Source organism: Sinosporangium siamense (genome assembly GCF_016863435.1).
Lineage (GTDB): Bacteria > Actinomycetota > Actinomycetes > Streptosporangiales > Streptosporangiaceae > Sinosporangium > Sinosporangium siamense.
This window is the reverse complement of the sequence record NZ_BOOW01000007.1, coordinates 143,006-168,717: the sequence shown is the minus strand read 5'-3', so window position 1 is coordinate 168,717 and position 25,712 is coordinate 143,006. Positions and strand designations below refer to the sequence as shown.

At 69.5% G+C, this 25,712-nt stretch carries 23 protein-coding genes; 3 read left to right on the top strand and 20 right to left on the bottom strand.

Annotation, left to right across the window (positions count from 1 at the left end; translation table 11 throughout):
* Positions 1–17: 17 nt before the first annotated feature.
* From Ssi02_RS05645 to Ssi02_RS05605, 9 genes are all read right to left on the bottom strand, one after another.
* The gene (locus Ssi02_RS05645; protein WP_204021755.1) at positions 18–746 is read right to left on the bottom strand and encodes a hypothetical protein; all 729 of its coding nucleotides are present in this window, start codon (positions 744–746) and stop codon (positions 18–20) included.
* Entirely contained in the window at positions 743–1,639 is an 897-nt protein-coding gene (locus Ssi02_RS05640; protein ID WP_204021752.1) for an ATP-binding cassette domain-containing protein, read from the bottom strand. The genes Ssi02_RS05645 and Ssi02_RS05640 overlap by 4 nt, the downstream gene beginning before the upstream one ends.
* Positions 1,636–2,028, bottom strand: coding sequence for a GntR family transcriptional regulator (locus tag Ssi02_RS05635; protein ID WP_204021750.1), 393 nt, complete (start codon positions 2,026–2,028; stop codon positions 1,636–1,638). Before Ssi02_RS05635 ends, Ssi02_RS05640 begins: the two co-directional genes overlap by 4 nt.
* A 68-nt stretch (positions 2,029–2,096) precedes the next feature.
* Positions 2,097–2,354: a hypothetical protein gene (locus Ssi02_RS05630; RefSeq protein ID WP_204021747.1), complete on the bottom strand. Its 258-nt coding sequence runs from the start codon at positions 2,352–2,354 to the stop codon at positions 2,097–2,099.
* Positions 2,355–2,630: 276 nt separating this feature from the next.
* Complete coding sequence (locus Ssi02_RS05625) at positions 2,631–3,617, bottom strand: threonine/serine dehydratase (RefSeq protein WP_204021745.1); 987 nt, start codon at positions 3,615–3,617, stop codon at positions 2,631–2,633.
* Between the two features lie 911 nt (positions 3,618–4,528).
* On the bottom strand, positions 4,529–5,155 hold the full coding sequence (locus tag Ssi02_RS05620; protein WP_204021743.1) for a PH domain-containing protein: 627 nt from the start codon (positions 5,153–5,155) through the stop codon (positions 4,529–4,531).
* Positions 5,152–6,231 carry an adenosine deaminase gene (locus tag Ssi02_RS05615; protein WP_204021741.1) on the bottom strand — a complete coding sequence of 360 codons (1,080 nt, stop codon included), beginning with the start codon at positions 6,229–6,231 and terminating at the stop codon, positions 5,152–5,154. Before Ssi02_RS05615 ends, Ssi02_RS05620 begins: the two co-directional genes overlap by 4 nt.
* A gap of 60 nt (positions 6,232–6,291) precedes the next feature.
* The gene (locus tag Ssi02_RS05610; RefSeq protein ID WP_204021738.1) at positions 6,292–6,903 is read right to left on the bottom strand and encodes an AMIN-like domain-containing (lipo)protein; all 612 of its coding nucleotides are present in this window, start codon (positions 6,901–6,903) and stop codon (positions 6,292–6,294) included.
* 153 nt (positions 6,904–7,056) lie between these two features.
* Positions 7,057–8,481, bottom strand: a complete 1,425-nt coding sequence (locus Ssi02_RS05605; RefSeq protein ID WP_239128617.1) for an MFS transporter — start codon at positions 8,479–8,481, stop codon at positions 7,057–7,059.
* Positions 8,482–8,590: 109 nt separating this feature from the next.
* Between Ssi02_RS05605 and Ssi02_RS05600 the strand changes: the two genes are divergently transcribed.
* Positions 8,591–9,046 (top strand): MarR family winged helix-turn-helix transcriptional regulator, encoded by a 456-nt coding sequence (locus Ssi02_RS05600; RefSeq protein WP_204021734.1) that lies wholly within the window; start codon positions 8,591–8,593, stop codon positions 9,044–9,046.
* A 174-nt stretch (positions 9,047–9,220) separates the two neighbouring features.
* On the opposite strand, the gene Ssi02_RS05595 is transcribed toward Ssi02_RS05600, so the two are convergent.
* The 7 genes from Ssi02_RS05595 to Ssi02_RS05565 form a co-directional block, all read right to left on the bottom strand.
* Positions 9,221–10,498, bottom strand: a complete 1,278-nt coding sequence (locus tag Ssi02_RS05595) for a thymidine phosphorylase (RefSeq protein ID WP_204021732.1) — start codon at positions 10,496–10,498, stop codon at positions 9,221–9,223.
* A 3-nt stretch (positions 10,499–10,501) separates the two neighbouring features.
* On the bottom strand, positions 10,502–10,900 hold the full coding sequence (locus tag Ssi02_RS05590) for a cytidine deaminase (RefSeq protein ID WP_275410599.1): 399 nt from the start codon (positions 10,898–10,900) through the stop codon (positions 10,502–10,504).
* Positions 10,897–12,168 (bottom strand): ABC transporter permease, encoded by a 1,272-nt coding sequence (locus Ssi02_RS05585; protein WP_204021729.1) that lies wholly within the window; start codon positions 12,166–12,168, stop codon positions 10,897–10,899. The genes Ssi02_RS05590 and Ssi02_RS05585 overlap by 4 nt, the downstream gene beginning before the upstream one ends.
* Entirely contained in the window at positions 12,168–13,319 is a 1,152-nt protein-coding gene (locus tag Ssi02_RS05580; protein WP_204021727.1) for an ABC transporter permease, read from the bottom strand. Before Ssi02_RS05580 ends, Ssi02_RS05585 begins: the two co-directional genes overlap by 1 nt.
* Positions 13,316–14,869, bottom strand: a complete 1,554-nt coding sequence (locus tag Ssi02_RS05575; RefSeq protein ID WP_204021725.1) for an ABC transporter ATP-binding protein — start codon at positions 14,867–14,869, stop codon at positions 13,316–13,318. Before Ssi02_RS05575 ends, Ssi02_RS05580 begins: the two co-directional genes overlap by 4 nt.
* A gap of 141 nt (positions 14,870–15,010) precedes the next feature.
* Complete coding sequence (locus Ssi02_RS05570; RefSeq protein ID WP_204021723.1) at positions 15,011–16,084, bottom strand: BMP family lipoprotein; 1,074 nt, start codon at positions 16,082–16,084, stop codon at positions 15,011–15,013.
* A gap of 236 nt (positions 16,085–16,320) precedes the next feature.
* The gene (locus Ssi02_RS05565) at positions 16,321–17,568 is read right to left on the bottom strand and encodes an amidohydrolase (RefSeq protein WP_204021721.1); all 1,248 of its coding nucleotides are present in this window, start codon (positions 17,566–17,568) and stop codon (positions 16,321–16,323) included.
* A gap of 165 nt (positions 17,569–17,733) precedes the next feature.
* On the opposite strand from Ssi02_RS05565, the gene Ssi02_RS05560 reads away from it, so the two are divergent.
* Positions 17,734–18,726 (top strand): YihY/virulence factor BrkB family protein, encoded by a 993-nt coding sequence (locus tag Ssi02_RS05560; RefSeq protein ID WP_239128616.1) that lies wholly within the window; start codon positions 17,734–17,736, stop codon positions 18,724–18,726.
* A gap of 852 nt (positions 18,727–19,578) precedes the next feature.
* On the opposite strand, the gene Ssi02_RS05555 is transcribed toward Ssi02_RS05560, so the two are convergent.
* The 3 genes from Ssi02_RS05555 to Ssi02_RS05545 form a co-directional block, all read right to left on the bottom strand.
* Entirely contained in the window at positions 19,579–20,691 is a 1,113-nt protein-coding gene (locus tag Ssi02_RS05555) for a D-alanyl-D-alanine carboxypeptidase family protein (protein ID WP_204021719.1), read from the bottom strand.
* 244 nt (positions 20,692–20,935) lie between these two features.
* On the bottom strand, positions 20,936–21,943 hold the full coding sequence (trpS, locus tag Ssi02_RS05550) for a tryptophan--tRNA ligase (RefSeq protein ID WP_204021716.1): 1,008 nt from the start codon (positions 21,941–21,943) through the stop codon (positions 20,936–20,938).
* Between the two features lie 14 nt (positions 21,944–21,957).
* Positions 21,958–23,442 (bottom strand): hemolysin family protein, encoded by a 1,485-nt coding sequence (locus tag Ssi02_RS05545; protein ID WP_204021714.1) that lies wholly within the window; start codon positions 23,440–23,442, stop codon positions 21,958–21,960.
* 276 nt (positions 23,443–23,718) lie between these two features.
* On the opposite strand from Ssi02_RS05545, the gene galE reads away from it, so the two are divergent.
* On the top strand, positions 23,719–24,681 hold the full coding sequence (galE, locus tag Ssi02_RS05540; protein ID WP_204021712.1) for a UDP-glucose 4-epimerase GalE: 963 nt from the start codon (positions 23,719–23,721) through the stop codon (positions 24,679–24,681).
* 28 nt (positions 24,682–24,709) lie between these two features.
* On the opposite strand, the gene Ssi02_RS05535 is transcribed toward galE, so the two are convergent.
* Positions 24,710–25,576: a DUF11 domain-containing protein gene (locus Ssi02_RS05535; protein WP_204021710.1), complete on the bottom strand. Its 867-nt coding sequence runs from the start codon at positions 25,574–25,576 to the stop codon at positions 24,710–24,712.
* Between the last annotated feature and the right edge of the window lie 136 nt (positions 25,577–25,712).

The window sequence follows — 25,712 nt, the reverse complement described above, 5'->3', positions numbered from 1 at the left end:
GGGGAGGCTCCAGGCGTTCACATGGTTTTGGCGCGGAGGGGGATGTCGCGGAGCAGCGCCCATACGAGCAGCGCTCCGATCAGGAAGATCACGGCGGACACGCCCAAGGCGGCGACCCCGGGCAGGTTCTCGAGGTGGTCCGGGACGGCGAGATTGGCCAGGCCGCGTCCGAGGTAGACGAGGGGGAACCCCACGAGCAGTGAGCCCAGACCCAGCGTCCGCGAGCGGTAGAAGGCCGCCGAGACGAACACACCGACGATCATCCAACTGCTGTAAATCGACCAGTACTCCGCGACGACGCGGGTGAACTGGTAGGTGTCGGTGAAAAAGCGGTGGTAGCCGAGGCTCTGCGTCTGCCCAAGCGAATTGAGCACCACCCGCTCCAGCAGATAGCCGACCGCGATGAGCACGGCCAGGAAGGCGGAGAAGAGCGCGGTGAACACCGTGGCGTGCGCGGTGAACTCGCGCCGTATACGCCCGTGCGCGATGTGCAGGGGCATGAACATGCGGATGAGGGAGAAACCAAGCCCGAGCGCGAACCACGGGGCGAACCCCGCACTGACCTGCTCCCATATATCCCAGGGGGCGCCGCCCCACAGTGCCGGGCCGGCGGTGACGAGGGCGGCGAGGACCACGAGCGCCACCCACAGCAGCGTGATCACCGGGGCGTAGGAGAGGAACAGGAGAAGCACGACCGGTGTCGGCCACGTGCGGATCGTCCTTGTCGACCATATGCGTAACGTCATTTCGGCTCTCCTGCGGTGAGGTGCACGAAAAGGTCCTGGAGGGGGATCGGGCCGAGGTCGAGCCCCTCCGCCGCCGCGCGCTCGCGGTGCCCGGCGGAGAGCTCGCCGTACACGGTCGTGGACTTGGTGGGGCCCAGCCGCTTCTCCCCCAGCACCGACAGGCCGGGTGACTCGGCCGCGACGCCCGCGACATAACGGTCGACCTTGTCGGCCTGGCCGGTCACCGCGGTGCCGCGCTCCAGCACCGCCTCGGTCTGCTCCCTGAGCAGGAGCCGGCCGCGGTCGAGCAGCACGATCTCCTCGAACAGCGTGGCCGCCTCCTCAATCAGGTGGGTCGAGAGCACTATGGTGCGCGGGTTCTCCATGAAGTCGCGGAGCACCTCGTCGTGGAAGACACCCCGGGCCGCGGCGTCCATGCCCAGGTGGGCCTCGTCGAAAATCGTCACCGGCGCCCTGCTCGCGAGGCCCACGACGACGCCCAGCGCGGAGAGCTGCCCTCTCGACAGGGCACGCACATAGGCGTGCGGCACCTCGAACAACTCCAGCAGCGACGCCGCGTAGGCGGCGTCCCAGCCCTGGCGGAGCTCGGCGGCGAAGCTGAGGACGTCCTTCACCTCGAAGTGCCGGTCGATCGCGTCGGCGGTCGACCGTACGAGGCAGACCCGCCCCATCGCCCGCGGGTTCTCGAACACCGGCTCACCACCCACCAGCACACGCCCGGACGACGGCCGCAGAAAACCCGCCATGCTCGACAACAGGCTCGTCTTGCCGGCGCCGTTGCGGCCCAGCAGGCCGTAGATCTTGCCGTGCTCAAGCGTGACGGTGACGTCGTCGAGCGCCGGCGTCCTGCCGTAGCGCACGTTGAGTCCGTGCACCTCCACCGCCGCGGTCACGCGTCGCTCCCCTGCTCGGACGCCTTCACGATGTGCCCGAGCACATCCGAGATCGGGATGCCGATCGCCTGCGCCTGCGCCACCATCGGATCGACGACGTCGGCGAAGAACCGCTCCCGATGCTGCGCGCGCAACTCGTCACGAGCGGTGGGGCTGACGAACATGCCGATGCCTCGCTTCTTGTAGAGCACACCTTCGTCCACCAACTGCTGGAACGCCTTCGCAGCCGTGGCGGGATTGATGCGGTAGTACGCGGCGTACTGGTTCGTCGACATGACCTGCTCGTCGGCGTTCAGTGTGCCGTTCAGCACGTCCGCTTTGATCTGGTCGGCGATCTGCCGATAGATCGGACTCCGGTTGTCGAACAACTCGCACCTCGACCACCTCATGGGTTCATTACTTATGTAATGAACCATAGAGGGCATGGAGATGTCCACTCAAAGCCCGAAAAATGAGGTCAGTGCCGGGCTTGCCCTGGCAGCACAACCTGCGCGCCCCCCGACAGGGTGTGCAGCCGCTCGCTCCCCGAAGGCGTGCGCACCTCCACCCCCGCCCCGGCGCGTACGGCGAAGCCGTCCCTGAGCGGGACCAGCGGCGCCTCACCTGGCCCCAGGGGGACACGGAACAGTTCATCGCCGGTCAGATCGAAGACGATCACCGCGATGAGCTCGGGAGACACCCGCTCCCCCCGCACCTGGAACGAAGCCCCGCCCATACGGGGCGACCAGCACGGTCGGCCCCCCGTCCGCCCGCCGAGATCCGGCGCCACCGCGGCACCGTCCTGGCCGGCGCCTCCTGCAGCAGGTCGGCCGCCGCGTGGTGGTCCCCGGTCAGCAGGAAGGCGACACGCGACAACGCGGGCCCGCGGGCTACCACGAACTCGTGGAACCCCTCAGGATCTGTCACATGTCACAGCCACCCCTCACCCGCCGCAGACTCGTCACTCGGTTAACCGAGTGAGGGCGGTGAAAGGTTGAGGGGGGTGGGCGGGTCAGTCCAAGGCCGGGTGGACCACGAGGTCGGCCGGGTCGGTGTTGGCGCCGCACAGGACGACGGCTACGCGTTCGCCGGGTTCGGGGCGGTAGTGGCCGGACAGGAGGGGGGCCAGGGCCGTGGCGGCGCCGTACTCGACGGCGATGCGGAAATGGTGCCACAGGTAGCGGCGGGCCTCGACGATGTGCCCGTCCCCGACGAGCAGGGAGCGCACGCCGGCGCGTGCGGCCACGTGGTGGGCGATGTCGCCGATGCGTGTGGCGCCCAGCGAGTCGACGCAGACGCCGCTCACGCTGACGTCCACCGGGCGGTCGGCGGCGAGGGACTCGGCCAGAGTCGGGATCGACACGGGCTCCACGCCGATCACCTGCACGCGGCCCTCCAGCGCGGCGGCGACCCCGGCCATCAGCCCGCCGCCGCCGACGGCGACGAGCAGTGTGTCGAGGCCCTCGGTCTGCCGTTCCAGCTCGATCGCCAGTGTGCCCTGCCCGGCGCAGACCTCGGGCTGGTCGTAGGCGTGGCAGAACAGCGCGCCGGAGTCCACGGCGTGTTTGGCCGCCGCGTCGTAGGCGTCCTGATAGCGTTCCCCGATCCGGTGCACCCGCGCACCCAGGGAGAGGAGTTTGTCCACCTTGATGCGGGGGGCGGTCAACGGCACGAAGACCGTGGCGCGGGTGACGAGGGACCGCGCGACGTGCGCCACCGCGACACCCGCGTTGCCGCCGGAGGCCGTCACGACCCCCGTCTTGCGCAGTTGGCCGGCCTCGCGGGCGGCGAGGATGCGGTTGAAGGCGCCCCGGGCCTTGAAGCTGCCGGTGTGCTGGAGGTATTCGAGTTTGAGCACCACGGGCGGTGTCGAGGTGGCCGCCCTCTTGGCGAGGGTGGGGGACGGCAGGGTGGCGAGATCGACGGCGATGACGGGGGTCTTGCGCACACGACCCTCAATGCGCCGCGTCGCGGTCACGACGTCCGAGCGGTTGATCATGGATTAGGGCTCCACCTGGCTTGATCGAACACGAGCGCTCCCCCTCGAAGACGCATCCTGTCTACTCGACCGGGGCGGCTCATGTCGATGGAAACGCCACGAATATCCCACTTTGGGGTCCCGCTTCCCCACCCGGCCACCGCATGGCCCGCACGGCGGGCGACGACCTGTACGGCAGAAGCCACGTTGCAGGCGGCGCCGTCGGAAGCTCCGGAAAAGCCCTCGCCCCGCCTGGAAGGTTCCACGCCGCTCGCATGGAGGGCCCTGCGCCGTGCGGGCAGCCGGCCCGGAGCCTCACCGGCGCTCGGAAGGCCCGGCCACGGGACTCACCCCCGGCCGGGAAAACACGAAGCCCCGGAAACACGAAGCCGTGCCGACCCCCGTTTCGGACGCGACGCGAACGTGGCGAGCAGCACCGCGTTCCTACGGGGATCGGCACGGCCTGCGTGCCGGGCGGCCAGGCCGCGGGGTGTGGAGGACCGCGCAATCCCCACACGCCCGGCCTGGCCCGGCAACAATGCGACGCGCGCTGTGGGCCGCTCGCCGCACCGTCCACTTGCGGATGATTCAACAACTTAGGTTAGGCATACCTAATCACGTCGTGGGAGGGGTGGTCAACCATGCCCCCTCGCCGGACCACGGGCTGATCGGTGCCGACCTCGGAAAAGAAAGCTTGGAAAAAGAAAGAGGCCACCTCTCGGAAGAGGTGGCCTCCCTTCACCGTAGAACCAAACCACCGCCCGAGGCCGCGGCGTCGGCGGACGGCGAGCCTGTCGGCCCACCTTGGGCGCAGGCTCGGCGGCGTCACACCTACCCGAGGCGGCGCAGTACGCCCGAAGCCGCACGCCACACCCGAGGCCCCGCAGTACGCCCGAAGCCGCGCACCGGCTCCGGAGGGCGATGTCAGCCGCTCAGAAGAGCTGCCCGACCAGCGCCGCGACGATCAAGACCACCGCGATGCTCAGCGCGATGAACGTGTCGTTCCCCCACTCGACACGCACGGCCCCGGCCCCGGCCTGGTCGCCCGCCTTGCGGCGGGCGGCCTCGGCGCGTTCGTCGATCTGCTGGGCGACCCAGTCGGCGTGGGTTTTGCCCGCGGTGGCCTCAAGGGCCGCCTGCTCTCCCTTGGAGGGGATGGGCTCGGTCTGGAGCAGGCCCCGCCGGGCGGGCGCCGCGCCGCGCCGGTTGGCCGAGGCCCGTTCGCGGGCCGAGGCCTGCGGGGTCCAGCAGCGCACCGTGGTGTCGCCCGCGTCGATGAGGATGGCGTGGGAGACCCGCACCCCGTCGATGGCCGTCCACGGCACGAAGTAGTCGCGCAGCGGGTTGCGCACGGTCACGCCGTCCTCGCCGAGGATCACGCGCGGGCGCAGGCACGTGGCGTAGATCGCCGCCGAGAGCCCGGCGAGCACCGCGCCAGCCACCAGCGAGTCGGGCCCGCTGAAGCGCAGGACCAGGTCGACGGCGTTCACGAAGGTGAACGCCATCCACACCCAGCCCAGCACCATGGAGAACTTGGAGCGGAAGACTTCTTCTTTCATGGTTGCCATTTCAACTGAGCGAAACCTGGTTTGATGACCCCGTTGATCAGCGCGAGCCGCTCGTCAAAGGGGATGAACGCCGATTTCATGGCGTTGACGGTGAACCACTGGAGGTCGTCCCAGGTGTAGCCGAACGCCTCGACCAGCTTGGCGAACTCCTCCGACAACGAGGTGCCGCTCATGAGCCGGTTGTCGGTGTTGACCGTCACCCGGAAATACAACCGGCGCAGCAGGCCGATCGGGTGCTCGGCGATGGAGGCCGCAGCGCCGGTCTGCAGGTTGGACGTCGGGCACATCTCCAGCGGGATGCGCTTGTCACGCACATAGGCCGCAAGCCGCCCCAGCTTCGCGGAGCCGTCCTCGGCGACGGAGATGTCGTCGATGATCCGCACCCCGTGCCCGAGCCGGTCGGCGCCGCACCACTGGATCGCCTGCCAGATGGACGGCAGCCCGAAGGCCTCACCCGCGTGGATGGTGAAGTGGGCGTTCTCCCGCTGGAGATATTCGAACGCGTCGAGGTGCCGGGTGGGCGGGAATCCCGCCTCGGCCCCGGCGATGTCGAACCCGACGACCCCGAGCTCGCGATAGCGCACCGCGAGCTCGGCGATCTCCATGGAACGCGCCTGGTGACGCATGGCCGTGAGCAGCGCTCCCACCCGGATGCCGCGCCCGGCCGAACCCACCCGGAAACCCTCCAGCACCGCCTGGACCACCTCGTCCAGGCTCAATCCCGCGGAGGTGTGCAGCTCAGGCGCATAACGCACCTCGGCGTAGACCACCCCGTCGTCCGCCAGGTCGCTCGCGCATTCGGCGGCGACCCTGACCAGCGCCTCCCGCGACTGCATGACGCCGACGGTGTGCGCGAAGGTCTCAAGATAGCGTTCCAGCGACCCGGAGTCCGACGCCTCACGGAACCATGTCCGTAGGTTGTCGGCGTCGTAGGTCGGCAACTTGGGATAACCGGACTCGCGAGCGAGATCGACGACGGTCTCCGGCCGCACGCCACCGTCAAGGTGGTCGTGGAGCAGAACCTTCGGGGCCCGGCGGATCTCATCAAAGGTGGGTCGCTGGCTCATTTGCCCATCTTAGGGGCCTGTCAAGGGGTGACCGCCGCCGCCGGACACGACTCGCGGAAGTCAGTGGGCGACGTCGACGACCAGGCGATCCGGAGCCGATTGCACGAAGGCCCGGAAGCCCGCTCTGCGGCTCAGGGCCAGGCCGATGCCGACGACGGCTTCGAAGTCACCCGTCGCGACGACGTGTCTCACGTTGGTCAGCCCGGCACTGTAGACGCGTTCCTCGCCCCAGGTGGGGTCGCCTGCCTCGGTGTGGGCGTTGGCCGGGGTGAGGGTGATCTGGAGGTAGGCTCCGCCGTTCACAGCGATGGCCTTACCAGAGCCGTCCTGGACGAACCCGTCGACCCAGCGCACCGAATAACCCGGCACCGCGCCCTTCAAGTCAACCACCACCCGGTCGAACCCGGGATGACCGGCATAACGCACACCTGTAATGAGGGATGGGTTCTCGGTTCGCCGTTTAACTTCGATCTCTTTGTCGGTCATGGGCACGCCCGGCACCGTGCCCCGAGTGCCCGTAGGCGCCGCCGACGGCAAGGGTGCCGGAACCGGCGGGGCGGTGGTGGGGGCGGTCTGCGGCGGGGCCGGTGACCGCTGGGCCGGTCCCCCGCCGCAGGCGACGAGGAGCAGCGCGGTGGCGAGCACACATCCGGCCGGCCGGATGACGCTCATGCGGCGGGCCACGCCGTCCCCGCGGGAACGGCCGGCCCGAAGGCTGCTGGAATCCATATTGAGGTGATTCCCCGAGATCCACCGCCGCGCACCCGCGAGATGTGGGGGGCTCCCCGCCCCCGTGACCGGGAGCCCCGTACGGCGAAGCCGTCCTCAGACGGACGCCGGCACCTTGGCCGGCTCCTCCACCTCGGCGGTGGCCTTCTTCCGCGAGCGCAGGCCAGTGAGCGCGATGACCAGGCCGACGACGGCAAGGACGAGCGACACCGCGATGGAGGCGCGGAAGGTGGCGATCGGGTCGGCGGCGGACCCGGACGTGAGGACGGCCGTGCTGACGGCGAGCACGATGGCGCCGCCCACCTGGCCTGAGGTGTTGAGCAGGCCGGAGGCGAGCCCCTGCTCGTTGTCGCCGACGCCGCTCGTGGCCTGGATGTTCAGGGAGGGGAACGACAGGGCGAAGGCGATGCCGAGCACGACCATGCCGGGGATGACCATGAGGGCCAGGCTGGGCTCGCGGCTCACCCCGAGGAAGATCGCATATCCGGCGGCCAGCGCGACGGAGCCCACGGCGATGAGGCGTCCCGTGCCGAACCTGTCGGCCAGGTTGCCCACCCACGTGGAGGAGACCGCGACCAGGACGGCGCAGGGAAGGAAGGCGAGGGCGGTCTCCAGGGCCGACCACTTGAGGAAGTTCTGGAAGTACTGCATGGCCACGAACTGGAAGCCCACGTAGGAGCCGAACAGCGCGACGAGGCCGAGGTTGGCCCGCACGATGGAGGCCGAGCGCAGGATGCCGAACCTCACCAGGGGGTGCTTGACCCGGAGTTCGGCGTAGACGAACAGCCCGAGGAGCACGGCCGCCGCGGCCAGGGTGCCGAGCGTTTCGAGGGTGAACCAGCCCACCTCGGGGGCCTGGACGACGCCGAAGACCAGCACCAGCATCGAGAGCGTGATGAGGGAGGCGCCGATCAGGTCGTAGCCGCCGCTCGCACGCTTCTCGGCCTTCTTGGGCAGCAGCTTGAGCGCGGCCAGGAAGGCGACGGCGGCGACGGGCACCGGCATGAGGAAGGTCCAGCGCCAGCCGATCTCGGTGAGCAGCCCCGAGAGCACGAGCCCGAGGGAGAAGCCGCTGGCGGCGCAGGCGGTGAAGATGCTGAGGGCGCGGTTGCGCTCCGGCCCCTCGGCGAAGGTGGTGGTGATGATGGAGAGCGCCGCCGGGGCGGTGAAGGCGGCGGTGACGCCCTTGATGAAGCGGGCCGCGATGAGCAGCGCGCCGTTGTCGACGAGGCCGCCGAGCAGCGAGACCACGGCGAAGACGGCGAGAGCGACCAGGAACACCCTGCGTCGCCCGAGGAGGTCGGCGGTGCGTCCGCCGAGCAGCAGAAGGCCGCCGTATCCGAGCACGTAGCCGCTGATCACCCACTGGAGGGTCGCGGTGGAGAGGCCGAGGTCGGCCTGGATGGAGGGGAGCGCCACGCCGACCATGGAGACGTCGAGCGCGTCGAGGAAGATGACCGCGCACAACACGGCGAGCGCACCCCAGAGGCGGGCGTCCCAGCGCACTGGGGCGTGCGTCACCGAGCGATCAATTGAGGGAATCATAGACATGAAGATACATGCATCTGCATTTAATGCAACAGCATTAAATGCGTTTGCATGCAGATTGGCGTGGCGATATACTCCGGCCATGAGCGAGGAGTCAGTGGTCACCACGTGGCGTGACCTGCTGGCGCAATATCACACGACGTGGTGCACGCTGGAGCGCGAGCTCAACGACAAGCACGGTCTCGGCGCGAGCGAGTTCGAGGTGCTTGACCACATGGTCGAGAGCGGCGAGGCGAAATTCCGCGTGCAGTGGCTGACCGACGTCGCTCATCTCACCCAGAGCGCGTTGTCGCGGCTGATCGCCAGGCTGGAGAAGGAAGACCTGGTCCAGCGTGCCATATGCGACTCCGACCGGCGCGGAGTCTTCGTGATCATCACCGACTCCGGCAGGCGCCGCCACGCCGAGGCCCTGCCGACCCACCGCGCCGTGCTCGCGGACGTGCTGACGACTTGGCCCGCCATGCGCAAACCGGCCAAAGCGGTGAGCGAGAAGATCATCAACGGCCGCCCGGAGAAGCCCGGCTGCTCCAGCTCCTGACCGTGCCGCCTAGGCAGGCGTCTCGTACGGCACGAGCCTGCGCTTGGCCTCGTGGACACGGCACGACAGCCTCGTGAACATGGCACGACGACAGCCTCGTGAACATGGCACACCACCGGCCGGGACCGGTTCCCGGCCGCCACACGCGCCCTCGACGAGAGCGCGCGGGCCGGTTCACACGGTGATGCGCTTGATCACCAGGGGCAGGGAGTCCGAGTCGGCGGAAAGACCCACCTCGTAGGCCCCCTCAAGGGCCTCAAGGGCACGGTCGAAGCGGGCGGTCTCGTCGGCGTGCAGTGTCAGCAGCGGCTGCCCCTCCCGCACGATGTCGCCGACCTGAGCGTGGAGGGTGACCCCCGCGCCGAAGGACACCGGGTCCTCCTTGCGCGCCCGGCCGGCGCCGAGGCGCCAGGCGGCGAGGCCCACGCCGTAGGCGTCGAGCCGGCGCAGCACACCGGACGAAGGGGCGGTGATCTGCACGGTCTCGGCGGCGCGCGGCAGCACCGCGTCGGGGTCGCCGCCCTGGGCGGAGATCATGCGCCGCCACGCGTCCATGGCCGAGCCGTCCTTCAGGGCGTCCTCGGGGTCCTTGCCTGAGACCCCGGCGGCGGCCAGCATCTCACGCGCCAGCCGTACCGTGAGTTCGACCACGTCGGCGGGGCCGCCGCCGGCGAGCACCTCGACCGACTCGGCGACCTCCAGGGCGTTGCCCACGGCCCGGCCGAGAGGGCGGTCCATCGCGGTCAGCAGGGCGACGGTGTTGACGCCGGCGTCGGTGCCGAGCTCGACCATGGTGGTGGCGAGCTCGTGGGCGTCCTCGACGGTCTTCATGAAGGCGCCGGAGCCGACCTTGACGTCGAGCACCAGCGAGCCGGTCCCTTCGGCGATCTTCTTCGACATGATGGAAGAGGCGATCAGGGGGATCGACTCGACCGTGCCGGTGACGTCGCGCAGGGCGTAGAGCTTCTTGTCGGCGGGCGCGAGCCCGCTGCCTGCGGCGCAGACGACGGCTCCGGCGTCGCGGATGACGTCGAGCATCTCGTCGTTCGACAGGGACGCCCGCCAGCCGTGGATCGACTCCAGCTTGTCGAGGGTGCCCCCAGTGTGGCCGAGCCCGCGTCCGGAGAGTTGCGGCACGTAGGCGCCGCAGGCGGCGACGAGCGGGGCCAGCGGAAGTGTGATCTTGTCGCCTACGCCGCCGGTGGAGTGCTTGTCGGCGGTCGGACGGTCGAGCATCGACCAGTCCATACGCTCGCCGGAGCGGATCATGGCCTGGGTCCAGTCGGCGATCTCCCGGCGGTCCATGCCGTTGAGCAGGATCGCCATGGCGAGCGCCGACATCTGCTCGTCGGCCACGCCGCCCGCGGTGTAGGCGCCGATCACCCAGTCGATCTGGGCGGAAGACAGGGCCCCGCCGTCCCGCTTGGCTCTGATGACCTCGATGGCGTCCATGCGTCAAGCCCCCCGCGATAGGTCTTCCGGCCCGAAGGCGAACGGCAGCAGCTCGGTCAGCCGCCACGGCCCCTCGGGCGTCTCCACCAGCAACTCGGCGCCGCCGTGCTCATAGAGCAACTGGCGGCACCTGCCGCACGGCATGAGCAGCTCGCCGTGCCCGTCCACACAGGTGAACGCGACGAGCCTGCCCCCGCCCGAGGCCGCGAGGGCGGACACGAGGCCGCACTCGGCGCACAGGCTGAGGCCGTACGACGCGTTCTCGACGTTGCAGCCCGTCACCACGCGCCCGTCGTCGACCAGCGCGGCCGCGCCGACGGGAAACTTGGAGTAGGGCGCATAAGCCCGGCCCATGGCCTCGAGAGCCGCCTCACGCAACCTCTCCCAGTCGACGGTGGTCACTTGGCCTGGCCCTTTCTGTACGGCACGCCGTCGGCGGCCGGGGGACGCAACCTCTGCGAGGCCAGTGCGAGCACGAGCAAAGTCGTGAGGTGCGGGGTGAACGACGTGAACTGCTCGGGCACGGTGTCGGTGACCGCGAACACCGCGAACACGGCGATCGCCACGAGAGCGGTGATGACCGCGGCGCGGGTGCGCCGCTGCCGGACGAGCTGGTAGACCGCGACGGCGGCGAGGATCAGCGCCACCACCAGCAGCAACGCGTGCACCGACGGGCCGCCCTGGCGGAGCTGGAGCGCGTCGGTGTAGCCGAACAGCGCCGACCCGGCGGCGAGACCGCCGGGCCGCCAGTTGCCGAAGATCATGGCGGCGAGGCCGATGAAGCCGCGCCCGCCGGTCTGCCCCTCGCGATAGATCCCGGCCGCCACGATCGACAGGAACGCGCCGCCGAGCCCGGCGAACACGCCGGAGGCGAGCACCGCGATGTATTTGTGGGTGTAGACGTTGACACCCAGCGACTCGGCCGCCACCGGACGCTCACCGCAGGAGCGCAGCCGCAGGCCGAAGGCGGTGCGCCACAACACGAAGAAGCTCAGCGGGATGAGGAGGATCGCGACGATCGTGAACAACGACACGTTCTGCGTGAGACCCCGCAGCAGGCCGGCCAGGTCGGAGACGAGGAACCAGCCGTTCGCCTCCAGTTGACGCAGCGGCTCGCCGATGCCGGGCACGCTGATCCGCTCGATGGAGGGCAGGCGGGGCGACTGGGTCTCGCCGCCGCCGCGCATGCCGGAGAAGACGAGCTTCGAGAGATATTGCACGATGCCGAGCGCCACGATGTTGATCGCGACGCCGGAGATGATGTGGTCGACGCCGAAGGTGACGGTCGCGATGGCGTGCAGCAGCGCACCGATCAGTCCGCCGAGCGCGCCCACGGCCACACCGACCCACGGGTTGCCGGTGACGATCGCGCCCCACGCGCCGAACCACGTGCCGAGGATCAGCATGCCCTCAAGGCCGATGTTGACCACGCCGGCGCGTTCGGACCACAGGCCGCCGAGGCCGGCCAGGCCGATGGGCACGGCGAGGCTCAGCGCGGCGCTGACCGTGCCGCCCGAGGTGATGTCGCCCGCGCCGGTGATGAGGCGGACGATCGACAGCAGCGTCAGCAGTCCGGCGACGCCGAGCAGCACGATCGGCCACGTGATCTTGAACTTCTTGGGCGGCGCGGCGTCGGGGGCCGACTTGCGGGCGGTGAGTTCGGTCGCCATCAGACCGCCGCTCCTTCCGGCTTCGCCGTATTCTGTGCGAGCTCACGGCCGACCCTGCGCTGCTCCGCGCCGATCCGATAGCGGTGCACCAGCTCGTAGGCCACGATCACGGAGAGCACGATCGTGCCCTGCATGATGATCACGATCTCGGTGGGGATGCCTTCGAGGTCCAAGATGTTGGCGGAGTTGTCGAGGAAGCTCCACAGCAACGCGCCGACGGCGATGCCGACCGGGTGGTTGCGGCCGAGCAGCGCGATGGCGATGCCGGTGAAACCGAGTCCGGTGGGGAAGTCCAGGCTGTAGGAGTAGGAGGCGCCGAGAAGCTGCGGCATGCCGATCAGGCCGGCGACCGCGCCCGACAGCAGCATGGTGACGAGCACCATCTTCTTGACGTTCACCCCGCTCGCCACCGCGGCCGACTCCGACCGGCCGGTGGCCCGCAGGTTGAAGCCGAAGACCGTGCGGTTGAGCAGCACGTGGTAGGCGATGCCCATCAGGGCGGCGATGACGATGAACCCGAACACCTTGGTCTGGGTGCCGGGCACCAGCGCTATGCCGGGGAAGTGAGCGGCCTCGGGGATCGGCTTGGTGCCGATGTTGTTGCTGCCGGCGACCGGCACGGCCAGCAGCTCGGGGGTGAGCAGCCAGGCGCCGACGCCGGTGGCGACGGCGTTCAGCATGATCGAGGAGATGACCTCGCTGACGCCCCGGGTGACCTTGAGCAGGCCCACGATCCCGGCCCACAGGCCGCCGACGACGACGGCGACCAGGATGACGACCGCGATCTGCAGCGGGCCCGGCAGCACCAGCGCCCCGCCCACGGCGGCCGCGATCAGCGCGGCCAGGCGATATTGCCCGTCGACGCCGATGTTGAAGAGGTTCATCCTGAAGCCGATCGCGACGGCGAGGGCGGCCAGGTAGTAGGTCGTGGCGAAGTTCAGGGTGAGCGCGAGCGTGCGGGGCCGGAAGCCGTATTCGACCATCAAGCCGAAGGTCGCGAACGGCTCGTTGCCGGTGATCAGCAGCACGATCGCGGTGATCGCCGCCGCGAAAAGGATGGCGAGCACCGGCGCCGCCAGCGCCAGCCAGCCGCCCAGCTTGACCCGGCCGAGCACACGGTCGAGGAAACCCCCGGTGGACGAGGGACTCATGCTCGCTCCCCCGCTCCGGTCATGGCGGAGCCGAGCCGTTCGGGGGTGACGTCGCAGGGGTCGACGTCGGCGACGATCCGCCCGCGCAGGATGACCTTCAACGTGTCGGACAGGCCGATGAGCTCGTCGAGGTCGGCCGAGATGAGGAGTACGGCGAGGCCCTCGGCGCGTGCGGCGCGCAGGTGGTCCCAGATGGCGGCCTGCGCCCCCACGTCGACACCGCGTGTCGGGTGGGAGGCGATGAGCACGATCGGGTCGCCGCTCATCTCGCGGCCGATGATCAGCTTCTGCTGGTTGCCGCCGGACAGGGCGGCGGCGTCGACGTCGATGCCGGGTGTGCGGACGTCGTATTCCGCGACGATGCGCTCGGTGTCCTTACGGGCGCCGGCCCGGTTGATCCACGGTCCCTTGACGTTGGGTTTCTGCGTCTGGTGGCCGAGGATGCGGTTCTCCCACAGCGGCGCCTCCAGAAGGAGGCCGTGGCGGTGGCGGTCCTCGGGGATGTAGCCGACGCCGTTCTCGCGCCGGCGCAGCGTCGACCAGGACGAGATGTCGACTTCGGCGAGCGTGATCGTGCCCTCGGCGGGGCGCATGCCCATGATCGCCTCGACGAGCTCGGCCTGGCCGTTGCCCTCCACACCGGCGATGCCGAGCACCTCGCCCTTGTGGATGGTGAAGCCCACCCCGTCGACGACCGGGCGGCCGTCGGGGGTGCGCACGGTGAGGTCGCGCACGGTCAGCGCGGCCACGTCGGTGACGGTCTCACCGCGGGTCTGCGGGCTCGGCAACTCGCTGCCGACCATCAGCTCCGCGAGTTGCCGCGCGGTCACCTCGGCCGGGTCGACGCTCGCCACGGTCTGCCCGCGGCGGATCACGGTGATCGCGTCGGCGACGGACAGGACCTCGTCGAGTTTGTGAGAGATGAAGATGATGGTGAGCCCCTGGCCGACCAGCACGCGGAGGTTCTCGAAGAGCTCTTCGACCTCCTGCGGCACCAGCACGGCGGTCGGCTCGTCCAGAATCAGGATCCGGGCTCCGCGGAACAGCACCTTGAGGATCTCGACCCGCTGGCGGGCGCCCACGCCGAGCTCTTCGACGAGCACGTCGGGCCGAACGCCCAGCCCGTAGGCGTCGGAGATCTCCTTGATCTTCTTGCGGGCGGCGGCGAAGTCGATGGCGACGCCGGCCTTGCGGGGTTCGCTACCGAGAATCACGTTCTCAAGCACGGTGAGGTTGTCCGCCAGCATGAAGTGCTGGTGAACCATGCCGATCCCGGCCTCGATCGCGCCCTCGGGCGAGCGGAACGCGACGGGAGTTCCGTTGATCTTGATAACGCCCTCGTCCGGGCGCTGCATGCCGTACAGGATCTTCATGAGCGTGGACTTGCCCGCGCCGTTCTCACCGACGATCGCGTGCACATGACCACGTTGGACAACCAGGCGGATATCGCGGTTGGCGACCACACCGGGGAATCTCTTGGTGATCCCCTCTAGTTCGACTGCGGTCTCAGCCACGACGGTTGTCGGGGTGCTGATGGCGGCCTCCCTCATCCGGACGCCTTTGCTGACTTAGACCAAGGGGCTCGGTGATCCGATCCACCGAGCCCCGCCTTTCCTACCCGTCCGTCGTCCCTTCAGTCGGCACCTCGGTGCCCCGGGGGTCGCTCTGCTGGGTAAAAAAGTCGCGCGTGATCAGGGGTTCGTGCTGGGAACCTTGATCTCGCCGCTGATGATCTTCTTCTTGTATTCCTCGAGCTTGTCCTTGATGTCGTCGACCTTGCCGCCCGTGACGGAGTAGTCGACACCGGAGACCTTGAGGTCGTAGACGGTCTCGCCGGCCTTGACCGTGCCCCCGGCGTAGGACTTGAGGAAGTCGAACACCGCGACGTCGAGCTTCTTGAGCATCGAGGTCATGATGACGTCCTTGACGCCCGCGTCCGCGGTCAGCGCCTGGTCGGCGTCGACGCCGATGGCCTGCGCGTCACCCGCCTTGGCCGCCTCGAACACGCCGCCGCCCGAACCGCCCGCCGCGTGGTAGACCACGTCGGCACCAGCGTCGATCATGCCCTCGGCCACGGTCTTGCCCTTGGCCGGGTCGTTGAACCCGGAGAACTCCGGCGGCTGCGTGAGGTATTTGCTCTGGACCTTGATGTCCTTGTTCACGGCCTTGGCCCCGGCGGTGAAGCCGGCCTCGAACTTCTCGATCAGCGGCACCTGCACGCCGCCCACGAAGCCGATGTTCTTCTTCTTCGACTTCAGCGCGGCGGCGACGCCCACCAGGAACGAGCCCTCGTGCTCGGCGAAGACGAGGTTGGAGATGTTGGGGCCCGTCGCGGCGGCGTCGTCGATGATCGCGAACTTCACGTCGGGGAACTCCGCGGCGACCTTCTTGACCGAGCCTGAGTAGGCGAAGCCCACGGCCAGAATCGGGTTGAAGCCCTGGTCGGCGAGCAGGCGGAGCCGCTCCTCCTTCTTGGCCTCGGTCTCGCCGGGGCTCGCGGTCATCTCCTTCGCCTCGGGCAGCTTGAGCTCGGCCTTGGCCTTGTCGAGACCGGCCGCGGCCGAGTCGTTGAACGACTGGTCGCCTCGGCCGCCGATGTCGTATGCGAGCCCGACCTTGGCCCCGGTGGACTCGGCGGGCTTCTCAGAGCCGCCTTCCGCCGGCTTGGCGCTGCTGTTGTCGCCCCCACATGCGGCCACCCCGAGGGTGACCATGGCACCTGCCAGCACGGTCGCGGTCAGTCTGCCCACTCGATTGCGGAGCAAGGTGACTCCCTTCCTGTCCCCGCGTCAAACTTTTTTGTGCACGCGCGAAAGGAACGCACGGCAGTCCTGGACGGAAGGTACGCGATCGGCAGGCTATGGCCAAACCCAGGATGCAGTCCGAAACAGGTCCGTTATCCTGCGCACTCCTGGCTGTGACCAGGTAAGAAGATCATTGCTGCGCCCAGTGGGCGGTCAAACCCCGACGTGCACGGAGATGCCGGGCGTCAGACGTGAGATCACACCAATCCAAACTCCCCGACCTGCTCAGACAGGTCACAGGTGCCCGGCCGGGTGCCCTCCCAGAGGGCGGTCAGCGCCGTGGCGGCCATGAAACGCACACCCACCCCGATGCAGCTCTCGTCGACGTCGAAGGTGCTCTGGTGGATGTCGGCCGTCGGCGGGGTGCCCGGCATCCGAGTGCCGAGGCGAGCGTAGGCACCGGGCACATTCTCCAGGAACCACCCGAAGTCCTCGCCGCCCAGGCTCTGCTGAGTCTGCACCACCGAGTCGGCGCCGAGCACGCGGAGGGCCGCCTCCGAGAGCATCTGCACGCTCTCCTCGTCGTTGACCACCGGCGGCACCCCGCGGGTGTAGTCGAGCCGGGCCTCCACGCCATATGGCGTCGCCACCGACTCAAGCAGCGCCTTGATCAGATCGGGGGCGGCGCGCCACGCCTCCTCGTCGGTGCAGCGCACTGTGCCCTCGGCGACGCCGCCCTCGGGGATCACATTGGCCGCCGAGCCCGACTCGACGCGGCCCCACACGAGACTCAGAGACGACCTCGGATCGACCCGGCGCGACAACCCGGCCGGCAGCTCGGTGAGGATCTTGCCCAGCGCGAACACCAGGTCGGCGGTGAGGTGCGGGCGCGCGGTGTGGCCGCCGGGCCCGTTCACGTGCACGGTGATCATGTCGCAGGCCGAGGTGATGGGGCCGGTCTTTAGCCCGACCTGCCCGACCTCGACCTTGGGGTCGCAGTGGAGGCCGAAGACGCGGTCGACACCGATCAGGCCGCCGACCGCCACGACCTCGCGCGCGCCGCCAGGGAGCTCCTCGGCGGGCTGGAAGATCAGCCGCACCCGGCCCGGCAGCAGCCCCGCCCTGGCCTGCTCGGCGAGGAAGAGGCCGGTGCCGAGCAGCACCGCCGTGTGCACGTCGTGGCCGCAGGCGTGGCACACGCCGGGCACGGTCGAGCTGTAAGGCACGTCCTTCTCGTCGGCGAGGGCCAGCGCGTCGATGTCGGCACGCAGCGCCACGGTCGGCCCGCCGCCGCTGCCGACGTCGCAGATCACACCGGTGCCCTTGGGCATCACCTCGGGCGCGAGGCCCGCCTCGGTGAGCCGGTCGACGATGCGCTGAGTCGTGCGGTATTCGGCGAAGGCCAGCTCGGGATGCATGTGAATGTCGCGCCGGAAGCCGATCAGCGTCCGCTCGGACCGCGTCAGGAACGCGCCGAGCTCCCCCCGAAGATCACGCCCCTGCATTGCCACCCCTATCTGAGAACGCCGATGCGAAGTGAGGCGCATCGGCGAATGGATACGACCCTATCCCGCTTCCAGGTGATCACGTGAGCGATCCACACCAGTTTCCAGCGTCGCACGGCAACCGAATCTGAGGTGATCGCCGACTTTGCGGGTACAAGCACCTCTATGGGAAATATGGTCGCCCGAATTCAGCGTCAGGTCGAGGCGGCCAAGGAGCGGGGCCAGCGCCTCGTGGACCGCCAGAGGCTGCGCCGGCCCTTCTTCGATCACCTGCTCCGCACCGTCCAGCGCTATCAGGTGCAGAACGGCGACCGCCTGGCAGGCGCGGTGACATATTTTGCGTTCCTCTCCTTCTTCCCCATCCTCGCCTTGGCCTTCGCGGTGGTCGGCTACATCGTGACGTTCCATCCGGGGGCCATGGAGGTGCTCACCAAAGCCATCAACGAACAACTCCCCGGCCTTGCCCAGCGGCTCGACCTCGAGTCCCTCGGCGCGGCCAGGGTCGGGGCCGGAATCATCGGTCTCGTCGGCCTGATCTACGCCGGCCTCGGCGCCGTAGACGCCCTGCGCGGGGCCCTCCGCGAGATCTGGATGACCAACGAGCCGCCGCTCAACTTCTTCCTCGCCAAACTGCGCGACCTCGCCACACTGCTGATGCTCGGCCTCACCCTGATCGTCTCCACGGCGGTCGGCGGCTTCGCCACCACGGCCACCACCACGGTCACAGGCTGGCTCGGCCTCGGCGGCTCCACCGCTGCCAACGTCGTCGTCGTAGTGGCCGGGGTCCTCGTCGGCATCGCGGCGGACATGCTCCTGTTCCTCGTGGTGCTCGGCTGGGTGGCGAGGCCCTCCCAGCCCTTCTCCACCATCCTCAAGGGCGCCCTGCTCGGCGCGATCGGCTTCGGCATCCTCAAACAACTCGCCGCCCTCTTGCTGTCGGGCACCCTCAACAACCCCATCTACGGCGCCTTCGCGGTCATGGTCGGCCTGCTCATCTGGATCAACCTGTCCGCCCGCCTCACCCTGTACGTCGCCGCCTGGACCGCCACCGCCCCCATGGGCCCACCCCCGTCCCCCACCCCCATCCCAAGCAACGGCACCCAACCCCCCTTAACCAAACCTCCATCCACCACAACCCACCGCAACGGAGCCAAGTAAGACACCCCCGAGCCGTACGCTGCGGGGCCACCGAACCCCGCAGCGCAAGCCGCTCACACCCCCCACCGCGGAACCCCTCGCGGCCCCGCCTCCTTTGCCCACCCCGCCAGCCACTCCCCCAAGAGGCGCAACGGGCACGCCTGCCCCCTGAGACATCGCCCAGACGAGGACCCGACGGCTCAAGCCGTCCGCCAGGCAGCACGGGGCCGGGCCGCGACAGCGTGCGCCGCACATCGGCCGCGGCGCGGAGGCGAAGCCCCCCGAATGCGAGGCGATGCTGGTGACGCGAGCCAACGCCGGCCGTAAGGCGGAGCCGCTCGCGGCCTCGCACCCTCTGCCGGTCCCGGCGATCGTTCTCCTTTAGCGGCGGCACGGCCGCAGGGCCGCCTCAAAAAGCGGCGCGGGCTGTCGCCCTATGAGGTGGGCGCAGGCGGCAGAATAGCCGTACGTCAGCCGCGATGCAGAGGCGAAACCCCGAGGCGACGCGGGCGGCGCGGGTCAATACCGGCTGTAGCGCGGAGCCGCTCGCAGCCTCGCACCCTCTGCCGGTCCCAATGATCCTTCTCCTTGAAGGCGGCATGGCCGCAGGCGGCGCGGGCTGTCGCCCTACGAAGTGGCGCGGGCGGCGTAGCCGTAAGCCAGGCGTGCAGCGGTGGACGAACCGCCCAGGTGCGAGGCGGGGCCGGGCCTCGATAGCGCGGGGATGTCCTCGTGGCGGCCCCACGCGAGTCCGCCAAGACGTGGCGCGAGCGCGTCGGCGCAAGCCGTACACCAGGCGTGCCGCAGCGAAGGGACCACCCGGGCGCGGGGCCGCCCTCATGGCGGCTCGGCACAGGGCCCTGGCGCGGAGTGCTACGACGTGGTGCGGGTGCGGGTGCGGCGGCGTAGGCCGAGTACCAGCCAGGCGGTGCCGCCCAGTAGGCCTGCGCCGATGAGGCCCAGTGTGGCGAGGCCGGGGCCGCGGTCGGGGGTGGGGCCCGGGGCGGAGGCTGCGGCGTCGGCGGCGGCCGGGGTGGCCTGGGGTGTGGTCGCGGGCTGGGCGGGGCGGTCGGGGAGGGGGTCGACCAGGCGGCCGACCGGGGTGACGCGGCCGCGGGCGGCGAAGCCCCAGTCGAGGAGGCCGGCCACCTCGTCCCAGAATCCGCCCTCGTGCCGCATGATCGCGACGATGATCGTGTGGTTGCCGCGTCTTGCCGCGCCGGCGAAGCTGCCGTGGGCCTTGGAGGTCCAGCCGTTCTTGCCGCCGACCATCCCCTGGTATTTCCACAGCAGCTTGTTGTGGTTGGAGATCTCGTAGTACCCCTTAGGCGCGGGGAACTTGGCGGTCTTGGTGGCGACGTAGCGCCGGAATTCTGCGTTCTTCAGCCCGGCCCGGGTGATGAGGGCAAGGTCGTAAGCCGAGCTGCTCTGCCCGGGTTTGTCCAGCCCGCTCGGGGTCTTCGCCACGGTGTCGTAAGCCTGGAGCTTGCGGGCCGTGGCGTTCATCTGCTCCAGCGTCGGGGCCAGGCCGCCGTTGGTCTCGGCGAGGGCCATGGCCGCGTCGTTGCCCGAGGACAACATCAGCGCCCGGAACAGGTCGTGAACCCGGTAGAGCGGCTTCGGCACCAGCCCGACGGCGCTTCCCTCCTGGTTGCACGCCTCACGGCTGGGCTTGACGCGTTTGTCGCGGTCGAGCTGCGGGATGAGGGTCAGCGCGGTGAGCGACTTCAGCGTGCTGGCCGGCAGGAAGCGCCCGTGGGCGTCCTTGGCGGCGAGCACCTGGCCGGTCTCTGCGTCGGCGACGACATAGGAGCGGGCCTTGCTCTTGGGCGGGGGTTTCACCCCGGTCGGCGCGACAAGTCCCCGCTCTCCCAGCAGTTCGCCGCCCACAGGCGGCACCGTCGCGCGCGCCTGCGCGGGTTGCGCCGACACGAGTACGGCAGAGGCGAGCAGTGCCGTCACCGGCACGAGGTGTTTCGTCCCCATGGTGGTCTCAGGGTAGCTTCGTACGGATTCGCATGTGGCCAGACCTGCCCCCTGCGTTACGTGCATACGCCTGAGGTTGAGGAACGTTTACCCAGCTCAAGCGTGTCTCTGGGACGCCTCTGCCGTACCCGTAAATTGGTGATCACCAGGTCCGCACAACACAAAATCCGGCCCGCGGAGCCATCCGCGGACCGGATTGTGAGAAGTGCAGACCGGATTGTGAGAAATGCAGAGATGGGGTGCGTCAGCCGCGCGGCAGGAAACCCACCCGATCGCGCACCTGCGCCATGGTCTCGCCGGCCACCGCACGCGCCCGCTCGGCCCCGATGGCCAGCAGGCGGTCGAGCTGGTCCTCGTCGGCCAGCAGGGCCTCGGTGCGCTCGCGGATCGGGGTGAACGCCTCGACCACCGTCTCGGCGACGTCCTTTTTGAAGGCGCCGTAACCCTGACCGGCGTAACGCTGCTCAAGGTCGGGCACCGGGACACCGGTCAGCGCCGACTGGATGCGCAGCAGGTTGGTGATGCCGGGTTTGTCGGCCTCGTCGGCCTTGACCTCGGAGCCGGTGTCGGTGATCGCCCGCATGACCTTCTTGCGCAGCGACCCGGGCTGCTCAAGGACGTCCAGGATGCCCTGCGGGCTGGAGGACGACTTGGACATCTTCGCCGACGGGTCCTGCAGGTCGTAGATCTTCTCGACGCCCTTCATGATGAAGGGCTCGGGCAGCCGGAACGTCTGGCCGAGGCGGTGGTTGAACCGCTGCGCGAGGTCGCGGGTGAGCTCCAGGTGCTGCTTCTGGTCGGCTCCCACCGGCACCTGGTGGGCCTGATAGAGCAGGATGTCGGCGGCCTGCAGGATCGGGTAGGTGAACAGGCCGACGCCCGCCGCCCCCTCACCGTATTTCGCGGACTTGTCCTTGAACTGCGTCATGCGGCTCGCCTCACCCATGCTCGTGAGGGAGCCGAGCACCCATGCGAGCTCGGAGTGCTCGGGCACGTGGCTCTGCACGAACACCGTGCAGCGCTCGGGGTCGAGCCCCACCGCGAAGAGTTGAGCGGCGGCCACGCGGGTGCGGTGACGCAGCTCCTTGGGGTCGGGTTGCACCGTGATGGCGTGCAGGTCGACCACGCAGTAGAACGCCTCGTGCGTGTCCTGCATCCCCACCCACTGCCGGACGGCACCCAGATAGTTGCCGAGGTGGAAGGAGTCGGCGGTGGGCTGAATGCCGGAGAGCACACGTGGTCTTGCTTCCATGGCGCGCAATTCTGTCAGGACTCGGGGGGCTGACGCGACTCGGAAACGCCGGGCGTGGCCCCGTTGGCTCCCGCCGTACCCGATCCTGCCGGCGACGCACCGACGGTGGCGTCCTGCGGGCCGGGCTCGGGCCGGGATTCCTGCTCGATTTCCTCGGAAGGCGTGGTGACGCGCCGCTCGGCCGCCTGATCGGCGGGTGGTTCCGCGGCCGGCGTGGAAGAGCGGCGTTTGACGCGCACCCGGTCGATGCGCCTGCCGTCCATGGCCGTGACCGAGAGCTCGAAGCCGGGGATCTCCACCCGGTCGCCGAGCGCCGGCAGATGGCCGAGTGCGGCCATCACGAACCCGGCGAGCGTCTCATAGGGCCCGTCGGGCAGCCGGATGCCGCACTCGGCGGCGAAGTCGTCGAGGTTGATGAGCCCCTCGATGTCGATCTCACCGGCCGCGAGACGCACGGACTGGCCATCGTCTATGTCGTATTCGTCCCTGATATCGCCGATCAGCTCCTCGACGAGGTCCTCCAGGGTGACGATTCCGGCGGTGCCCCCGTATTCGTCCACCACGATCGCCAGGTGGTGTCCCTCGTCGCGCATCTCGGACAGGGTCGTGAGCACCCGCTTGCTCGCCGGCACCAGTTTGACCGGCCGGACCGGCACAAGCTGGCTGATGGGCTCGATGCTCCCGGTCAGGACGGGATCGAGCAGGTCCTTGACGTGAACGAACCCAATGATCTCATCGTAGGACTCGCGATAGACCGGGTAACGCGAGTGCGGCATGGCCACCGCGAGCACCGCGGCCTCGGCCAGCGGGGTGTCGGCGTCCATGAACTCGACCTCGGTGCGCGGCAGCATGACCTCGCGGAGCTGCCGTTTGCCCGCCGCGAAGACCTCGCCGATGAGGTGGCGCTCGTCCTCGGTGAGCTCCTGGTGGCCCACGACCATGTCGCGCAGCTCCTCGGTGGTCATCTCCTCACGGTCGGCCGAGGGGTTGCCGCCGAGCAGCTTCATCACGCCGTCGGTGGACTTCGACAGCGCCCAGATCACCGGGCGGGACAACGTCGCCATGCCGTCGAGGAGGGGCGCCACCAGCAGGGAGAGCCCCTCGGCACGCTGCCTGGCCAGCCGTTTCGGCACGAGCTCGCCGAGCACGAGCGAGACGTAGGAGATGGCCAGCGTCACCAGCACCAGCGCCAGCGGCGGCACCAGGCCGCCCGGCACGCCCCAGGAGGTGAGCACCGGCACAAGGTGGGTGGCCAGCGTGTCCGCCCCGAACGCCGCCGACAGCATCGTCGCCACGGTGACGCCGATCTGCACGGCGGACAGAAACCGGTTGGGGTCGCGGGCCAGCTTGGCGACGCGTGAGCCCCGTCGTCCCCGGGCCGCCATGGAGCGCACCTGGCTCTCCCGCAGGGACACCATCGCCATCTCGGCCGCCGCGAAGAAGCCGCCGATGAGGATGAAGAGCAGGACGATGGCGCTGTTGACCAGGACGCTGTTCAACGGATTGATTCCCGCCTGCTTTGCTCAAGCGCTGTGGTGGAGCTGACAGAGTACCCGCCCGGGGGACGAGCCCCCTTCAGGCTAACTCCCCCTTTGGGGAGCAAGCGCGCGACGGAGGGGGAGGGTGTTGAAACCACAAAAAGCGCCTCTACATCAGGAAAAGCACCTGAAAATCGTTACCCGTATGCTGAACACTTCGTTCTCCGTTGGTGGGAACTTCTCCCCCGCCGTCCCTGCTTTCACACGCCTTTCCACACGCCGACCCACGAGGATGCCGTGAAACTCCTGATCACCGGCGGCGCCGGCTACATCGGCAGCGTCGTAGCAGCTCAGCTCGTCGAAGCCGGCCACCATGTCGTCGTCCTCGACGACCTGTCCACCGGCCACGCCGACGCGGTGCCGGCCGGAGCCCGGTTCGTGCACGCCTCCCTCGCCGACGCCGGAGACACGCTCGCCGAAGGCGGATTCGACGGCGTCCTGCACTTCGCCGCCCGCTCACTCGTCGGCGAGTCGGTCGAGCGCCCCGACCTCTACTGGGCCGGCAACCTCGGCGGCACCCTCATGCTGCTCGACGCCATGCGCGTCCATGACGTACCTCGCATTGTGTTCTCCTCCACCGCCGCGACCTACGGCGAGCCCGAGCGCACCCCCATCGAGGAGACCGACCCCACCCGCCCCACCAATCCCTACGGCGCGAGCAAACTCGCCGTCGACACCGCGCTGAGCGCCTTCTCGGAGATGTACGGCCTGGCCGCGGTCAGCCTGCGCTACTTCAACGTCGCCGGCGCCCACACCGGGGAGGACGGCCGCGTCTACCGCGAGCGGCACACGGTCGAGACCCACCTCATCCCCCGCGTGCTCGCCGTGGCCCTCGGCGAGGGCGACTCCGTCAGCGTCTTCGGCGACGACTACCCGACCCCCGACGGCACCTGCATCCGCGACTACATCCACGTCGGCGACCTCGCGCGTGCCCACCTGCTGGCCCTCGCCGCCTGCGCCGGCAACCGCCACACGATCTACAACCTGGGCAACGGCACCGGATTCTCCGTCCACGAGGTCATCTCGGTCTGCCGCGAGGTCACCGGGCACCCCATCCCCGCCGTGACCCGCCCCCGCCGCGCCGGCGACCCCGCCGTGCTCGTCGCGTCGTCCGCCCGCATCCAGCGCGACCTCGGCTGGAAGCCCGAGCGCCCCGGCCTGCACGACATCGTGAGCGACGCCTGGCGGGCCCTGCGCTAGGCGCCCTTCGATCGCGGGGCGCCCTCGATCACACCGAGGCGTACGGCAAAGCCGGCGGGTCGTCGTCCGCCCGGGGACGCGTCCCGCGATGGCCGGACACCGCCAGCCTGGCCCGCACCTGGTTGTTGTCCGGCCGCCTGTCGCCGAACACCGTCGAGTGGACCGAGGCCCGGCCGTTCACCGTCCTCGGCTGCCTGCCGTCCGCCGCGAACGCCAGCCTGAGGCGCACCGGGCTGCCCGCCCGCACCGACGGCAGGCGGCAGCCCAGGTGGGTGCCCTCCGCCCGGCACCGCCCGCCCACCGAGTGCACGAACCTCGCCCGGGTGCTCCCCGCGAGCGCGGCGCGGAAGAACACCAGCGCGTCCTTTACGCTGCGGGGCCCCCGGTTGTGGACCACCAGTCCCACCGTGAAGCCCCCGGGGGTGGCCAGGGCGCGGGGCGCGAGCCGTACGGCCAGATCGGCGCCGTCGTCGACGGGGACGCTCGCCTGGGCGGTGTTGTCGGCCTCACGGCTGTCGATCACCTGAGAGGAGAGCGTGGCGGTCGCGCGCAAGGGCCCCCGGGCGCCGGGCCGCACCATGCCGGTGATCACCACATTGCCCGTGTCGCCGGTGGGGATGTCGCTGCGCGAGGGACACACCACTTCGTTCAAGGTCGCCCCCGGCCGGCAGGTGGCCACGTTGACCCCCACCACGGCCACGTCGCCCGGCACCCGCACCCGCAGCACCGGGAGCACGGCGTCCCCCGGGCCCGCGTTGCGGACCCGCACGTGGTAGGTCAGGGTGTGGCCGGGCTGGGCGATCGCGGGTGCGGCGATCAGGGAGACCGACAGGTCGGCGCGCCCCAGTTCGCCGGCCGGGTCGGCTTCCGCGGTGCCGGTCTGGACGACCGTCACCGATGCAGCAGTCAGTAGACAGGCGAGAGACCTCGCCGAAACCCGCGCCATGACACCGAACCCCCGGAAAACTCGTGCTCATTGAGCATTTTCCGGTGGTTCGCCATGGAGATCACAAAGGCCGGTCCGGGCAAGT

Bases quoted from the DNA above. Each gene is read 5' to 3' on its own strand.
- Ssi02_RS05645 (WP_204021755.1), bottom strand. From the start codon at position 746: ATGACGTTACGCATATGGTCGACAAGGACGATCCGCACGTGGCCGACA.
- Ssi02_RS05635 (WP_204021750.1), bottom strand. From the start codon at position 2,028: ATGAGGTGGTCGAGGTGCGAGTTGTTCGACAACCGGAGTCCGATCTAT.
- Ssi02_RS05630 (WP_204021747.1), bottom strand. From the start codon at position 2,354: ATGGGCGGGGCTTCGTTCCAGGTGCGGGGGGAGCGGGTGTCTCCCGAG.
- Ssi02_RS05625 (WP_204021745.1), bottom strand. From the start codon at position 3,617: ATGATCAACCGCTCGGACGTCGTGACCGCGACGCGGCGCATTGAGGGT.
- Ssi02_RS05620 (WP_204021743.1), bottom strand. From the start codon at position 5,155: ATGAAAGAAGAAGTCTTCCGCTCCAAGTTCTCCATGGTGCTGGGCTGG.
- Ssi02_RS05615 (WP_204021741.1), bottom strand. From the start codon at position 6,231: ATGAGCCAGCGACCCACCTTTGATGAGATCCGCCGGGCCCCGAAGGTT.
- Ssi02_RS05610 (WP_204021738.1), bottom strand. From the start codon at position 6,903: ATGAGCGTCATCCGGCCGGCCGGATGTGTGCTCGCCACCGCGCTGCTC.
- Ssi02_RS05600 (WP_204021734.1), top strand. From the start codon at position 8,591: ATGAGCGAGGAGTCAGTGGTCACCACGTGGCGTGACCTGCTGGCGCAA.
- Ssi02_RS05595 (WP_204021732.1), bottom strand. From the start codon at position 10,498: ATGGACGCCATCGAGGTCATCAGAGCCAAGCGGGACGGCGGGGCCCTG.
- Ssi02_RS05585 (WP_204021729.1), bottom strand. From the start codon at position 12,168: ATGGCGACCGAACTCACCGCCCGCAAGTCGGCCCCCGACGCCGCGCCG.
- Ssi02_RS05580 (WP_204021727.1), bottom strand. From the start codon at position 13,319: ATGAGTCCCTCGTCCACCGGGGGTTTCCTCGACCGTGTGCTCGGCCGG.
- Ssi02_RS05575 (WP_204021725.1), bottom strand. From the start codon at position 14,869: ATGAGGGAGGCCGCCATCAGCACCCCGACAACCGTCGTGGCTGAGACC.
- Ssi02_RS05565 (WP_204021721.1), bottom strand. From the start codon at position 17,568: ATGCAGGGGCGTGATCTTCGGGGGGAGCTCGGCGCGTTCCTGACGCGG.
- Ssi02_RS05560 (WP_239128616.1), top strand. From the start codon at position 17,734: ATGGGAAATATGGTCGCCCGAATTCAGCGTCAGGTCGAGGCGGCCAAG.
- Ssi02_RS05555 (WP_204021719.1), bottom strand. From the start codon at position 20,691: ATGGGGACGAAACACCTCGTGCCGGTGACGGCACTGCTCGCCTCTGCC.
- trpS (WP_204021716.1), bottom strand. From the start codon at position 21,943: ATGGAAGCAAGACCACGTGTGCTCTCCGGCATTCAGCCCACCGCCGAC.